Raw genomic sequence first — 14,524 nt, 5'->3', positions numbered from 1 at the left:
AATAGGTTAGACTAGCTTATGCTAGTCTTTTATTTAATATAAAAAGAGGAATTATGAAAAAACAATTTGAATTGATCGCAACTTGTGCGGCTGGCTTAGAAGCAGTAGTTGGAAAAGAAATTAGAAATTTAGGGATAAGTTGCCAAGTTGAAAATGGTCGTGTTCGTTTTTCTGGTGATTTAAGAACAATCATTGAAACCAATCTTTGGCTTAGAGCAGCAGACCGCATCAAAATTATTGTTGGCGAATTTTCCGCAAAAACTTTTGAAGAATTATTTCAAGGCGTTTATGCTCTTGATTGGGAAAATTATCTACCTTTAGGCGCACGTTTTCCTATTTCAAAAGCAAAATCCGTCAAATCAAAACTGCATAATGAGCCAAGTATTCAAGCCATTTCTAAAAAAGCAGTTGTTAAAAAATTACAAAAACATTTTCACAGGCCAGAACATGTGCCGTTGATGGAAACGGGTGCAGAATTTAAAATTGAAGTCTCTCTTTTAAAAGATAAGGCAACGATAATGATTGATACAACAGGTTCAAGCTTGTTTAAGAGAGGTTATCGTGTTGATAAGGGTGGCGCTCCCATCAAAGAAAATATGGCAGCAGCGATTATTATGCTTAGTAATTGGTATCCTGATAAACCTTTTATTGACCCGACTTGTGGTTCAGGAACATTTTGTATTGAAGCAGCCATGATTGGAATGAATATTGCCCCTGGTTTTAACCGCAACTTTGCTTTTGAATCTTGGGATTGGGTTGATAAAACCCTTATTCAATCGGTTCGTGATGAGGCGGATTTAAAAGCGAATTATGATATTGAGCTTGATATTTCAGGTTTTGATATTGACCATCGCATGATAGAAATAGCCAAACAAAATGTGATTGAAGCTGGTTTTGCAGATGTCATTAAATTGAAACAAATGCGTCTTCAAGACCTACATACCAATAAATTAAACGGTGTTATCATCTCAAATCCACCTTATGGCGAAAGATTAATGGATGACGAATTAGTGACAAAATTGTATAATGATATGGGGAAAACGTTTTATCCATTGAAAACATGGAGTAAATTTATCCTCACTAGTGATGAAAACTTTGAAAAAAAATATGGCAGTCAGGCAGATAAAAAACGTAAACTATATAATGGTACTTTAAAAGTAGATTTGTATCAATTTTTTGGAGAACGTGTTAAGCGGACTGTAGAATAGAAGAGGTGATTTTTTTGTCAAATAAAAATGATGATATTAAAGATGATAAGAATTTGGATTTTGATGATGCCAAAAATATGACGGTTGAAGAAGCCATTCGAAAAGAATCAGAAATTAAAGCTGGCATTGATGAAAACGATAATATTTTAGATAAATATATTAAGCAACATCGTGATGAGGTTGGAAAACATAAATTCGAAAGTAAAATACAAACCTCTCAAGATGATCCAAAAGAAATAGATGACTTTATTCAAGAAAAAAGAGAAGAGGTTAATCAAACAAAAGAGAGTGAGACATCTCAAGACAAAATTGTTTTTGACCATTTAGAAGTAGAGGAATTACCAGAAAATCAAGATTTGTCAGATGATATTATTCTAGGCGATACAAAAGAATCTTCTGGTAAAAAAGGTCTTATTATCGGTAGTCTAATCGCTTTATTGATAGCTGTCTTTGCTTTTGGCTATGTTTTAAATAATCTAAATAGCCCATCTACTAGTGACAAAGAACCTACTGTAACAAAAGAAACCGATACTTCAAAAGCTAAAGAGGAAGATATTAAAGCATTTGAGAACTTATATGCTAGCTTTTTTGTCGACAAAGAAATGACGAAACCTAAAAATAGTGAATTTGAACGTCTTTCTGAGCTAGAAAAAGTTTTAAATAATTTAAAAGGAACCTCTACTTACGCAGATAAAAAAGAAAAATATGATTCTTTGAAAAAAGCCATTGATGCGATAAAAGTGGTTAATGACCAATTTACAGAACCTGCTATAGTTGATGGTGAAAAGATTTCCCGAAATATAAAAGATTCTGCTAATTTTGATGCTATATCTGCAACTGTCTTAAATACAGGAAAAGCTAATCTTGATACATTATTACAATCAGTTGTTTCTGAAGGTCGCAAACAACTAACAGAAAAAACAGCCTCAGCAAATCAAACGGCATCTGAAGCACCTGCACCACAACCTTCAAACGATACAGAAAATATCACTCCCCCTGACCCAACTAATCCAGTAGAAGCTACAAATAACACAACTGTTACTAATAATGCAGCTTCATTATATGGTATTACTAATTATGATCCAGCTAGTTTACAACGTCATCTGAGTCGAGTGCCTTATAATAACGATGTGATTGCAGATGTTAATAATCCTGGTTGGGTGTTTAATGATGGCATTTTAGAAAGAATTGTTGCCGTGGCACAAGAAAGAGGTCATATTTCAGGTAACAATTATATATTAGAACGTGTTAATATTATTAATGGTAATGGTTACTATAATATGTTTAAGCCAGATGGCACTTACTTGTTCTCGATTAATGCTAAAACAGGTTACTTTGTAGGGAATGCCCCTGGAAGAGCAGATGATCTTGATTATTAAATAAGGAAAAACACTTCAACGCTGTTGAAGTGTTTTCTATATGAGTAAACAATTTTAGGATAGTCATTAGGCTAATTTTTCAAGCCAATCTTTGGCTTTTTTTAATGCGTCTAAATTAATTTCATGGCTATTGACCCAGAAAGTATCGACATTAGCACCACGCTTTTCAAACTGTTCTACGACATTACGACTGTCTTCTAAGGAACAGATGGGGTCTTCTTCCCCCATAGAAATAAAGACATGAGTGTTTTCTTTTAACTGTGTTAAATGCTCAGTATCTACAGGATACATTGGTGCAAATAAGATACCCTTATGAAATGGTGTGTGATCAGCCAACAAAAGATTAATAGCCATATTAGAACCATTTGAAAAACCAACTAAAACCACATCTTGCAAATCAAATTGATAGTTTTCTGCCATCTCTTCAAGAAATGATTGAATAACAGTGCCACGATAATTAAGATCATCAATGTCATATAGACCTTCTTCTAATCGTTTAAAAAATCGTAAAGCACCATATTCATTAACCTCACCACGTAAGCTCAAAATAGAAGCTTCAGGACTAAGGAATTCAGCTATTGATAATAAACTATATTCATCGCCACCCGTTCCATGTAGTAAGACTAAAACAGGTGACTTTTTAGATCCTTTTTTAAAAATATGTTCCATTGATTTCTCCTAAGGTCTTTTTAATTCAGTAAACTTACCTAATTCAGCATATGTTATACCAGCCAAACGACTCATAGGTTGTAAGTTTTCTGGAATCACATAAGTATTTTGATAGACAGCTTCGTCTAGATGGTAATGAAGTACTTTTAATAAGATTAAATCTGAAATAATCTCATTAGTGTCATTTTTTATTTCAATATGATCATAAAGAATCGTCTCAAATCTCGTTTTAGCTTCATTGACTCCCGGTGTTTTAATAGCAATAGAAGGAGCAAGTGTCATACCTGTAGTTTCTAGTTCGCTTTCTTCATAAGGAAGTTGGATAGCTGCTTGATTAACCATTGATAGATTATCAAGACTGACACTGTGAATAACGGCCTCTTTTTGCTCAAGGATGTTTCTTGCGGTATCTTTCATTTGACCATTCACTCGTTGAATACTTACTGATAAAATAGCCGGTCTATGAGAAACAATATTATAAAAACTAAAAGGGGCTAGATTAACAACGCCATTTTTTGACACGGTTGAAACAAAAGCTATAGGTCTTGGAATAACACTACCAATCAAAATCTTGTATTGTTCTTTATCGCTTAATGCTTCTTTAGCAATAGAAATCATTCAATTTCATCCTTAAATTCTAGAGGTTTCAAGTGTGCTCTAATCGCTTCACGGCGTTTTTCATACATATTAGGAAGTTGTAATTCTCTACCTAAAAATTCGTATTCCTCATCAACAGTCATACCAGGTCCATCAGTAGCAAATTCAAAGATAACTTTACCTGTTTCACGAACATAAATTGATTTGAAGTATTTGCGGTCTCTAACAGATGTAACATTGTAGTCGTTTTGAATAAGTAATTCACGCCAAGCTAATTCAGTTTCATCATCTGGTAATGACCAAGCAATATGGTGAACTGTACCAGGTCCCCAAGCACCACGATCATAAGAGACATTAGGAACAACTAAATCGTGTTTTTCCATACCAACTGTTTGAAGACGATAAGCATCATCATTTTCAGTTAGGTCATCTAATCCCATAAATTCTTTTAGAAAATCGCGGCTACCAGCTGGGTCATTTGAAAGGAGCATAGCACCGTGGAAACCAATAATATCAGGTTTATCAGCAGCTTCGCCAGATTCAACCATAGCCAAATCTAAACCATGAATATCTTGGAAGTAAAGAGCATTGTATTCAAACCAAGGTTTTTCTTCAACCACAACGTTGTTGTTAGTAAGACGTTTTTTCCAAAAATCAAGTGAACCTTTAGGAATTCTAAAAGCAATACGTCCTACTTGACCACTTCCTTTTTCACCAGGTTCAGCATTTTCCCATGGGAAGAAAGTAATTAGTGTGCCTTGATCATAATTTTGATTTGAGAAATAAAGATGATAAACACTAGGGTCATCAAAATTGACTGTTTGTTTTACCAATCTTAATTTTAAAAGCCCACGATAAAAATCTAAGTTTTCTTGAGCGCTACCGACAATAGCAGTAATGTGATGAATACGTTTAATAGCTTCCATGATAAATAATCTCCTTTTGATTAATGACGTTTTGTGTTGAATGGACGAATAGTATTTTCAATCATTTCTCTTTGTGACTCTAAAAATGGTGGTAAAGAAAGAATTTCTCCTAATGTTTCATAAGGTTCATCGGTTGCAAATCCAGGACCATCGGTTGAAATTTCAATCAGGATGTGACCAACTCTTGCATAAAGTGCTTCAAAGTAGAAACGGTCAACAAGACCAGAGTTCATAATGTTTAGAGTTTCATATTTTTTAGCCCAATGGCGAATAGCTTCACCATCTTTAACACGGAATGAAACGTGGTGAACTTCTCCGTAACCTTGCACTTCTTGATTACTTTCAGTATCTTTTCTAAGAATAACTTGGCCACCATGACCACCTTCACCAACTTCTAAGAGAGTGTAGTCATCACCTTCTTCAGCGATTCTCATCTCATAGACTTGCATGAGAAAATCCTTAAAGTCATCATAATAGCTAACCGTAATTTCAATAGGACCTAAACCATAAATGGCTTTATCTGTTGGAACCGGACCTTCTTTCCAAGGTTGTCCACCAGCAACACCTTTATTGTGTTCGTCAGAAACGAGTTGGTAGCGTTGACCGTCTTCTTCTTCAAAAGGAAGAGCTTTATGTCCTAATAAATCAATGATACCATCATTTTTAACGCCAAATTCTTTAAAACGTTCCAAGTAGTATTCTAAAGCAGCATCATTTGGAACACGAAAACCAACTCGTGTGATAGAATTTGTTCCTCTAATACCTTTAGGATTGTCTGGGAAATCAAAGAAGGTCATATCAGTACCAGCTGATCCTAAGTCATCAGCAAAGAAAGTGTGATAAGTATGAATATCATCTTGGTTAACTGTTTTTTTAACCAAACGCATTCCTAAAATGTCTGTAAAGAATTTATAGTTACGTTCAACATCGTCGGTCATTGCAGTAACATGGTGAATACCAATTAAGTTAGTGTCAGTCATAATTTTCCTCTTTCGTTATTTCAATTTCGAAATATTTAGTAATAGATTAAGTGCCTATAAGCACTTGAATCATTTAGCAACTAGATAATTTTTTTAAAAGATCATTTAATGTTTTGATTTCATCATCTTCTAAATTATGAAATAGTTTTGTTAGCATCTCAGCATGCTTTGGAAAAGATGATGCAATTAGTTCTTCACCTTCAGATAATAAATAAACTTGGGTAATACGTTTATCTTCAGGATTTGTTCTACGTTCAACTAATTTCTTTTGACAAAGCTTATCTAAGGTATATGTTGTACTGCTGTTTGCGACTAAAATTCTTTCCTTGATTTCTTGCATTGTTTTTGGACCTTTATGATATAACAATTCTAAAACAGCAAACTCACTAGAATTTAAGTCATAAGCTTGTACATCATGTTTAACAGCTTGCTCAAATTTATCAGATATTCTTTTTAAACCAATAAATGTTTTTAAAGCTAACTCTTGACGTGTCATATTCCCTCCTTTATTTAAAATTCGAAATAATTTTAACAGAGAAAAAGACACTTGTCAATCGTTTTGCTCTAAAAAATTGAAATAATTTAAAATCGAAATAAAAAAGCAAACATACCTAATTAGTTTAACGTTTGCTTTTTTATTTCGATTGATTTTATAATTTTAGATGATGTGACGTTCAAAAGGGTTATCAGAAATCCCTCTTGATAAAATCAGTTTTGACCATTCCTTAGCAGAAAATAAACTGTGATCTTTGTAGTTTCCACAAGATTCAATAGTAGTTCCTGGAACATCTTCCCAAGAAACGCTATTAGCAATCTCTTCTAAGGATGATTTAATCACATTAGCAATATCTGTGGTAGTATGTTCACCCCACATAATCATATGAAAACCAGTTCGACAACCAAATGGTGAACAATCAATCATTCCATCCATCCGTTTTCTAATCAGTTTTGCTAATAAATGTTCAATCGTATGTAGTCCTGAGGTTGGGATAGCATCTTCATTTGGTTGAACTAAGCGAATATCATAATTACTAATAACATCCCCTTTAGGCCCAACTTCTGTCGAAATTAAACGAACATAAGGTGCTTTGACAATAGTATGGTCAAGCTCGAAGCTTTCAACAATAACATCTTTAGTCATAATTTCCTCCTTTTACTCTTCTTTAATCATACCATATTTTTTTCTTATCTGTTGTATTTTTGGATTGTGAAAAATCTCTTTTTATGGTAAACTATAATAGGTTTTCATAAGAAAATCGAATAAATAAAATTTAAAAATTGAGGTATAAACATGACAAACATTTTTATAATGATTGCTTGTGCCCTCATTGGTTTGGTTATTGGTTATGTAGCAATTTCAGCAAAAATGAAATCTGCTAAAAATGCTGCAGAACTAACTCTTTTAAATGCAGAACAAGATGCTGTTAATTTACGTGGTAAGGCTGAAGAAGAAGCCAATCACATCAGAAAAACGGCAGATCGTGAAAGTAAAGCTTATAAAAAAGAATTACTTATAGAAGCTAAAGAAGAGGCTAGAAAATATCGGGAAGAAATTGAACAAGAGTTTAAGTCTGAAAGACAAGAACTTAAACAAATGGAGAATCGTTTAAGTGAACGCGCTTCAACTCTTGATCGCAAAGATGAAAATTTAACAAGTAAAGAAAAAACACTTGATTCGAAAGAGCAAAGTCTTTCTGATAAATCTAGACATATTGATGAGCGTGAGCAAGCAGTTGCTGCTTTAGAACTTAAAAAGACTGAGGAATTAGAAAAAGTGGCTTCTCTTAGTCAAGAAGAAGCTAAGGAAATCATCCTCGCAGAAACAGAGAAAAATTTGACGCAAGATATTGCTAATCGCATTCGTGAGGCAGACAGAGAAGTCAGAGATCGTGCTGATAAAACAGCTAAAGAATTGCTATCTCAAGCCATGCAACGTTTAGCGGGTGAGTATGTGACAGAACAAACCATTACATCTGTTTCTCTGCCAGATGATAGCATGAAGGGGCGTATTATTGGTCGTGAAGGTCGTAATATCCGCACACTTGAAAGCTTAACTGGAATTGATGTGATTATTGATGATACACCAGAAGTGGTTGTCTTGTCAGGATTTGATCCTATTCGTCGTGAAATTGCTAGAACAACTCTTGAAGCCTTGATTCAAGATGGCCGAATTCATCCAGCAAGAATTGAAGAATTGGTTGAGAAAAATCGACTCGAAATTGATAATCGTATTCGTGAATATGGTGAGGCAGCTGCCTATGAAATTGGTGCCCTTAATATGCATCCAGATTTGATTAAAATTATGGGTCGCTTGCAATTTCGTACCAGCTTTGGTCAAAATGTCCTACGCCACTCGATTGAAGTTGGTAAGTTAGCGGGACTTCTTGCTAGTGAAATGGGTGAAAATGAAGCACTTGCCCGTCGTGCTGGTTTTATGCATGATATCGGAAAAGCGATTGACCGCGAAGTTGAAGGTAGTCATGTAGAGATTGGGATGGAGCTTGCTCGAAAATATAAAGAACACCCAGTTGTTATCAATACCATCGCCAGTCACCACGGAGATGTTGAGCCTGAAAGTGTTATTGCTGTTTTAGTAGCAGCGGCTGATGCCCTAAGTTCGGCTCGTCCAGGTGCTCGTAATGAATCAATGGAAAACTACATCAAGCGATTACGTGATTTAGAAGAAATTGCAAATGGCTTTGATGGTGTTCACCATAGTTTTGCCCTACAAGCAGGTAGAGAAATTAGAATTATGGTGCAACCGGAAAAGATTTCTGATGATGAAGTGACTATCTTAGCACACAAGGTTCGTCAAAAGATTGAAAATAATTTGGATTATCCTGGAAACATTAAAGTAACGGTTATCCGAGAATTAAGAGTAGTAGATTACGCAAAATAAATGACTAAAAAGACTTGGGAATTTCCCAAGTCTTTTTGATTAGTAATATAATAATTCTTTAGGGGTTTTGGTAAAGAGTTCAAAACCATTCTTTGTCACATGGCCACAATCTTCGATACGAACACCAACCTTACCAGGAATATAGATGCCAGGTTCAACAGAGAAACACATGCCTTCAACAATAGTCATATCATTACCTGCCATAATAGAAGGAAATTCATGAACACTCATGCCAATACCATGACCAAGACGATGATTAAAGTATTCGCCATAACCGGCTTTTTCAATAATATCACGAGCAGCAGCATCTACTTGGCTAGCTGTTACCCCAGGTTTGATGAAATCAATGGCAGCCTGCTGCGCTTCACGACAAAGCTCGTAGATATCTTTTTTAAATTGGTCGGGTTTTCCAACCGCAACTGTTCTTGTCATGTCACTGGTATAACCAAGTGCCTCAACACCAAGGTCAAACAATAATAAAGAATCGTTCTCAATTTTATTTGTCCCAGGAATACCATGAGGATTAGCGGCATTATTACCTGTTAAAACAAGAGTGTCAAAACTCATTTTTTGAATGCCTTGTTTTTTCATACCAAATTCGATCTGACTAATAATATCTGCTTCTGTTGTATCAAGTGAAATATTATCAAAACCAATTTGCACGGCTTTATCAGCATAATCACCAGCAACGAACATTTTTTCAATTTCATCAGCTGATTTGATTAAACGCATCTGATTGATGGTTGGTGTCAGATCAACAAATTCTCCAGTAAAGACTGTTTCAAAACCTCTTAGTTTTGTAATATTTAAGTTTTCAAATTCAACAGCTATTTGACGATAGTCTGTTTTTGGAAGGATAGCCTTCATTTTTTGCCATGGTTGTTCAGAGTCAACATAACCAACAACAGGGAAATCTAGCACATCTTCAGCACGCTTAGCATCTAATTGTGGAAGAAAGAGTAATGGTTTTTTATCGGCAAATAAAAATAGGAACATCAAACGTTCATGCGGATCACTATAAAAACCTGTTAAATAGTTGATAGAGACTGGATCAGAGACGATTGCCACTTGAATCATTTTTTCTGATAAGTTATTAGTAAGTTGTTTAATTTTTGTCATTTGATTCACCTTTCCTTTTCTTATATTTTTTCAAAAAAAAACTAAAAAAGCAAGATAAAACGTCAAAAAATACTGAAAAAACGATAGATTTGATTTAAAAAAATATTTTTATGGTTGAAAGTGTTTTCAAATAATGCTAAAATGTCTATGAAAACGTCATTTTCAAAAAGAAAGGAAGTACTGTGAATGAATACTGATGATACTATCACGATATATGATGTTGCGCGTGAAGCAGGTGTGTCAATGGCCACTGTGAGCCGTGTTGTAAATGGTAATAAAAATGTAAAAGAAAATACTAGAAAAAAGGTACTAGAAGTTATTGAACGTCTTGATTATCGTCCGAATGCTGTTGCTCGTGGCTTAGCAAGTAAAAAGACAACAACTGTTGGGGTGGTGATTCCTAATATTTCAAATAGTTATTTTTCAATTTTGGCTAAAGGAATTGATGATATTGCAACAATGTACAAGTACAATATTGTTTTAACCTCTAGTGATGAAGATGATGATAAAGAAATTAGTGTTGTTAATACACTCTTTTCTAAACAAGTTGATGGTATTATTTTTATGGGTCATCACCTCACTGAAAAAATTCGTGCGGAATTTTCAAGAACAAGAACACCAATTGTACTTGCAGGCACAGTTGATTTAGAACATCAATTACCAAGTGTTAATATTGATTATCGTAAGGCTGTTCAAGAAGTAACCGATATTTTAGCTGAAAATCATCAAGAAATTGCTTTTATATCAGGACCACTGGTTGATGATATCAATGGTAAAATTCGTTTAAAAGGCTACAAGGATAGTTTGAAAAAAAATAAAATTCCTTTTAAAGAAGGACTCGTATTTGAAACAAAATATAATTACGATGATGGTTTCCAATTAGCTAGTCGTATTATGACATCTGGTGCTACAGCAGCTTATGTCGCAGACGATGAATTAGCTGCTGGGCTTTTAAATGGACTATTTGCAGCAGGTAAAAATGTACCTGAGGATTTTGAAATTATCACAAGTAATGACTCTCCTATTACCAAATATACTCGTCCAAATATGAGCTCAATTAGTCAACCTATTTATGATTTAGGTGCAGTTAGTATGAGAATGCTAACAAAAATCATGAACAAAGAAGATCTTGAAGAAAAAGAAATTATTCTAAATCACGGAATTAAAAAACGTCAAACGACAAAGTAATAATAAATACTATAAAAAGCTTCACTAGTAAATAATTTTAACCAGTGAAGCTTTTTGATTAGCGTTCTTTATTATAAGTAAACATAGCTAAACGATTATTAAAAAGGTAAATGATTGGAATAAGTAGTTTTTTAAAACCAGGTAGCCATTTTTTAAACTCATCTGTAAAATTAATATAGCCAATTTGTTTTAATTTGGGATTAAGTTCTGTTATTTCTTTACCATTTGTGATTCCAAAGAAATATTGAGCATTTGTTTTTTTAACAGCTTTATTCATATGCGCTTTTTTAACAACTGATTTTGGTGTACAGTCAAGATGCAACTCAAACTGTTCAAAGTGATCAGTTAAAAGGTTTAGAAAAGACTTAACTTCCTCTGGCTTGAAGTACATGATGACACCTTCAGAGATAATCAATAATTTCTCACCGTTAGTTTTAATCTCTTTCACCCAGCTAGGATCAGTGGCTGATTTTGCAATAAAGGTAATACGATTATTTTCTTCAAAAAACTGTTTGCGAATGGCAATAACATCAGGATAATCAAGGTCGTACCAATGGATTTGACCATTATCTAATCGATCAAAACGAGTGTCTAAACCAGAACCAATGGAAACAATATGACAAGTAGGATATTTTTTAATGAATTTACGAATTTCACCATCCATCACTTTTGCTCGTGAGAGAATGCCATAATAATTTGTCATAGCATTTTTAAGCTTTGAAAAATCATAATCAATTTTTTCAACCATCTCTGCTGATTTTTTATCCTTTAAGATGGAATTGTCAGAATGGTAGTCTCTCGCTCTAACATCTAAAGTGATGAGCATGGTTTCCATTACGCCTGTTAAGTTTATCTTCATAAGAATTCTCCTATTAAAAAAAATCTATATTTAAAAATATTATATCATCATAAAAAACTTAGGAAAAGGTTTTATTGCTTGATTTATCAATAAATGGTTATTTTTGAAAAAACATCATTTAACAACTACAGGATGAAAAATAAAATAAAATAAGATATAATAGGGCTATGAAAGTATTATTGTATTTAGAGGCAGAAAATTACCTCAGAAAATCAGGTATTGGTCGTGCCATTAAACATCAAGAAAAAGCCTTAACAATGGCTAATCAATCCTATACAACAGATATCAATGACACTTATGATTTAATTCATATGAATACCTATGGTTACAAAAGCTGGCAGCTAATGAAAGAGGCTCAAAAACAAGGTAAAAAAGTTATCATGCATGGGCATTCCACTGAGGAAGATTTTAGAAATTCTTTTATATTCTCTAATCTAATTAGTCCCTTATTTAAATGGTACCTTTGTCAATTTTATAAAAAAGCAGATGCGATTATTACACCAACAGAGTATTCAAAACAATTAATTAAAAACTATGGAATTAAAACACCTATTTTTGTTTGTTCAAATGGTATTGACTTAAAAAAATATGGCAAAGACCCTAAAAAAGAAGCGGCTTTTAGACGTTATTTTAATCTTCGAGATGATGAAAAAGTGATTATGTGTGCGGGTCTTTATTTCAAACGAAAAGGGATTGAAGATTTTGTTAAAGTAGCTGAAAAACTTCCTAATGTTCGCTTTATTTGGTTTGGTGAAACAAATAAATGGGTTGTCCCACATTCTGTTAGAAGGATTGTGACAAAAAATCATCCTAAAAATGTGACATTTGCTGGCTATATTAAAGGCGATGTTTTTGAGGGAGCAATGACAGCTAGTGACGCGTTCTTTTTCCCTAGCAAAGAAGAGACAGAAGGTATTGTTGTTTTAGAAGCTTTGGCGAGTAGACAACAAACCATATTACGTGATATCCCAGTCTATAAAAGTTGGATAACCGAGGATGCAGTAGAATTTGCTAAAGATGTAGAAGGATTTGTGACAGCTATTCAAAAAGTATTGGATGGAAAGAGTCACAAAGAAGAAGCAGGATACAAAGTTGCCGAGACAAGAAGTATTGATAAAATAGGTCAAAGGCTTGTATCCATTTATGAGAAAGTGATGGCACTAAAATAATGAGAATAGGTCTTTTTACAGACACCTACTTTCCTCAAGTATCAGGTGTTGCAACAAGTATTTACACTTTAAAAACAGAATTAGAAAAATTAGGTCACGACGTTTATATTTTTACAACAACCGATAAACATGTTAAGCGTTTTGAAGACCCAACAATTATTCGCTTACCAAGCATCCCTTTTGTATCATTTACAGATCGTCGCATTGTTTATCGTGGTCTTTTTTCAGCCTATAAAATTGCTAAAAATTATGACATTGAAATTATTCATACGCAAACTGAGTTTGGAATGGGTTTATTGGGGAAAATGGTAGGCAAAGCCTTGAGAATCCCTGTTGTTCATACCTACCATACACAATATGAAGATTATGTTGGCTATATTGCCAAAGGAAAAGTGATTCGACCCAGTATGGTCAAATATATTGTTCGTGGCTATCTCAATGATTTAGATGGGGTGATTTGCCCAACTCGGATTGTCTATAACATTTTAGAAGGCTATGATATTAAAATACTTAAACAAATCATTCCAACGGGAATTAAGTTGGATCAATTTGTTAACAGAGAGGTTTCTCAGGACTCAATTTCTTCCCTACGAGAAGAATTGGGAATTTTACCAGATGAAACCATGCTCCTTAGTTTATCTCGAATTTCCTATGAAAAAAATATTCAAGCTATTATCTTACAATTTCCTCTCGTGTTAGCTGAAAACAATAAGGTTAAATTAGTGATTGTAGGAGATGGTCCTTACATAGATAATTTAAAAGACTTAGTCAATCAACTTGGCATTTACGACCATGTTATATTCACTGGTATGATTGACCATGACGATACAGTTCTTTACTACAAATCTTGTGATTTTTTTATAAGTGCTTCAACCAGTGAAACACAAGGATTAACTTATATTGAAAGTCTAGCTAGTGGAAAACCAGTGATTGCTCATGGAAATCCCTATCTTGATGACTTAATCAATGATAAAATGTTTGGAACCCTTTATTATCGAGAAACAGATTTATCAGATGCTATTTTGGATGCCATTATTAATACCCCGCAAATGAATCCAAACCGTTTAAGAGATAAGCTTTGTGAGATTTCAGCCGAAGAGTTTGGGAAAGCTGCTTATGCTTTTTATCTGGATGTTATTATTGCTAAAAAAATGGCTAAAAAAGAAAAATTGTCCTTGTCTGTTGAAGGTAGTAAAACAGATCCCTCTATCAAGCTAGTAAAAAATACGATGACTTTACCCGTCAAGGCGATTAAATTAACGGCAAAAACATCGGTTAAAGTCGTTAAAACACCTAAAAAAATTGTTAATCGTATCAGAGATTTTTTAGATTAAGGGGCTTGAAATATTTATAAATCATGCTATAATGTCACATAGAGACACGTTTTATCTCATCCTTTCTTTCTAGAGAGCGCTTGGTGCTGAAAAAGCGTAAGAAAAGAGATAAGATACTACTCTATTTCATTTTATGAAAACATAAAACGGTGGCCACGATATAGCCAATTAGAGGTGTAGAGTTTTTCTACATGAAC

The 14,524-nt window shown here is 33.8% G+C and carries 14 protein-coding genes; 6 read left to right on the top strand and 8 right to left on the bottom strand.

The features are described from left to right. Nucleotides 1-53: 53 nt before the first annotated feature. Nucleotides 54-1,208 carry a THUMP domain-containing class I SAM-dependent RNA methyltransferase gene (locus JHK64_RS01030; RefSeq protein WP_199567141.1) on the top strand — a complete coding sequence of 385 codons (1,155 nt, stop codon included), beginning with the start codon at nucleotides 54-56 and terminating at the stop codon, nucleotides 1,206-1,208. Nucleotides 1,209-1,222: 14 nt separating this feature from the next. Then, nucleotides 1,223-2,587: a cell division site-positioning protein MapZ family protein gene (locus JHK64_RS01025; RefSeq protein ID WP_246450869.1), complete on the top strand. Its 1,365-nt coding sequence runs from the start codon at nucleotides 1,223-1,225 to the stop codon at nucleotides 2,585-2,587. Nucleotides 2,588-2,653: 66 nt separating this feature from the next. Here JHK64_RS01025 and JHK64_RS01020 read toward each other — a convergent pair whose 3' ends face one another. The 6 genes from JHK64_RS01020 to JHK64_RS00995 all read right to left on the bottom strand — a co-directional run bounded on the left by JHK64_RS01020 (nucleotide 2,654) and on the right by JHK64_RS00995 (nucleotide 6,900). Beyond that, nucleotides 2,654-3,256 carry an alpha/beta hydrolase gene (locus tag JHK64_RS01020; protein ID WP_199567140.1) on the bottom strand — a complete coding sequence of 201 codons (603 nt, stop codon included), beginning with the start codon at nucleotides 3,254-3,256 and terminating at the stop codon, nucleotides 2,654-2,656. Nucleotides 3,257-3,265: 9 nt separating this feature from the next. Continuing rightward, a complete protein-coding gene (locus JHK64_RS01015; protein WP_199567139.1) occupies nucleotides 3,266-3,874 on the bottom strand; it encodes a flavin reductase family protein in 609 nt (202 codons plus the stop codon). After that, nucleotides 3,871-4,779, bottom strand: a complete 909-nt coding sequence (locus JHK64_RS01010) for a VOC family protein (RefSeq protein ID WP_199567138.1) — start codon at nucleotides 4,777-4,779, stop codon at nucleotides 3,871-3,873. The genes JHK64_RS01015 and JHK64_RS01010 overlap by 4 nt, the downstream gene beginning before the upstream one ends. A 20-nt stretch (nucleotides 4,780-4,799) precedes the next feature. Next, nucleotides 4,800-5,759, bottom strand: coding sequence for a VOC family protein (locus JHK64_RS01005; protein WP_199567137.1), 960 nt, complete (start codon nucleotides 5,757-5,759; stop codon nucleotides 4,800-4,802). A gap of 73 nt (nucleotides 5,760-5,832) precedes the next feature. Further along, nucleotides 5,833-6,255, bottom strand: a complete 423-nt coding sequence (locus tag JHK64_RS01000; protein ID WP_199567136.1) for a MarR family winged helix-turn-helix transcriptional regulator — start codon at nucleotides 6,253-6,255, stop codon at nucleotides 5,833-5,835. Between the two features lie 162 nt (nucleotides 6,256-6,417). Next, nucleotides 6,418-6,900, bottom strand: coding sequence for an S-ribosylhomocysteine lyase (locus JHK64_RS00995; RefSeq protein ID WP_199567135.1), 483 nt, complete (start codon nucleotides 6,898-6,900; stop codon nucleotides 6,418-6,420). A 150-nt stretch (nucleotides 6,901-7,050) separates the two neighbouring features. Here JHK64_RS00995 and JHK64_RS00990 point away from each other — a divergent pair, with 150 nt between their 5' ends. Continuing rightward, complete coding sequence (locus tag JHK64_RS00990) at nucleotides 7,051-8,658, top strand: ribonuclease Y (protein WP_199567134.1); 1,608 nt, start codon at nucleotides 7,051-7,053, stop codon at nucleotides 8,656-8,658. 39 nt (nucleotides 8,659-8,697) lie between these two features. Here the strand turns inward: JHK64_RS00990 and JHK64_RS00985 are convergent, their stop codons facing one another. Next, the gene (locus JHK64_RS00985) at nucleotides 8,698-9,777 is read right to left on the bottom strand and encodes a M24 family metallopeptidase (protein WP_199567133.1); all 1,080 of its coding nucleotides are present in this window, start codon (nucleotides 9,775-9,777) and stop codon (nucleotides 8,698-8,700) included. Nucleotides 9,778-9,963: 186 nt separating this feature from the next. On the opposite strand from JHK64_RS00985, the gene ccpA reads away from it, so the two are divergent. Next, nucleotides 9,964-10,965 carry a catabolite control protein A gene (gene ccpA, locus JHK64_RS00980; protein WP_199567132.1) on the top strand — a complete coding sequence of 334 codons (1,002 nt, stop codon included), beginning with the start codon at nucleotides 9,964-9,966 and terminating at the stop codon, nucleotides 10,963-10,965. Between the two features lie 58 nt (nucleotides 10,966-11,023). Here the strand turns inward: ccpA and JHK64_RS00975 are convergent, their stop codons facing one another. Further along, on the bottom strand, nucleotides 11,024-11,824 hold the full coding sequence (locus tag JHK64_RS00975) for a class I SAM-dependent methyltransferase (protein ID WP_199567131.1): 801 nt from the start codon (nucleotides 11,822-11,824) through the stop codon (nucleotides 11,024-11,026). A 167-nt stretch (nucleotides 11,825-11,991) separates the two neighbouring features. Between JHK64_RS00975 and JHK64_RS00970 the strand changes: the two genes are divergently transcribed. Both JHK64_RS00970 and JHK64_RS00965 read left to right on the top strand, forming a co-directional pair. Next, nucleotides 11,992-12,993, top strand: a complete 1,002-nt coding sequence (locus tag JHK64_RS00970; protein ID WP_199567130.1) for an LTA glycolipid anchor biosynthesis glycosyltransferase, IagA/BgsA family — start codon at nucleotides 11,992-11,994, stop codon at nucleotides 12,991-12,993. Further along, complete coding sequence (locus JHK64_RS00965) at nucleotides 12,993-14,327, top strand: glycosyltransferase family 4 protein (RefSeq protein WP_199567129.1); 1,335 nt, start codon at nucleotides 12,993-12,995, stop codon at nucleotides 14,325-14,327. Before JHK64_RS00970 ends, JHK64_RS00965 begins: the two co-directional genes overlap by 1 nt. Nucleotides 14,328-14,524 lie beyond the last annotated feature (197 nt).

The sequence above is a fragment of the Streptococcus zalophi genome (genome assembly GCF_016481285.1).
Taxonomy (GTDB): Bacteria; Bacillota; Bacilli; order Lactobacillales; family Streptococcaceae; genus Streptococcus; species Streptococcus zalophi.
Note: the sequence above shows the minus strand (reverse complement) of the source record. Positions and strands in the feature narration are given on the sequence as shown.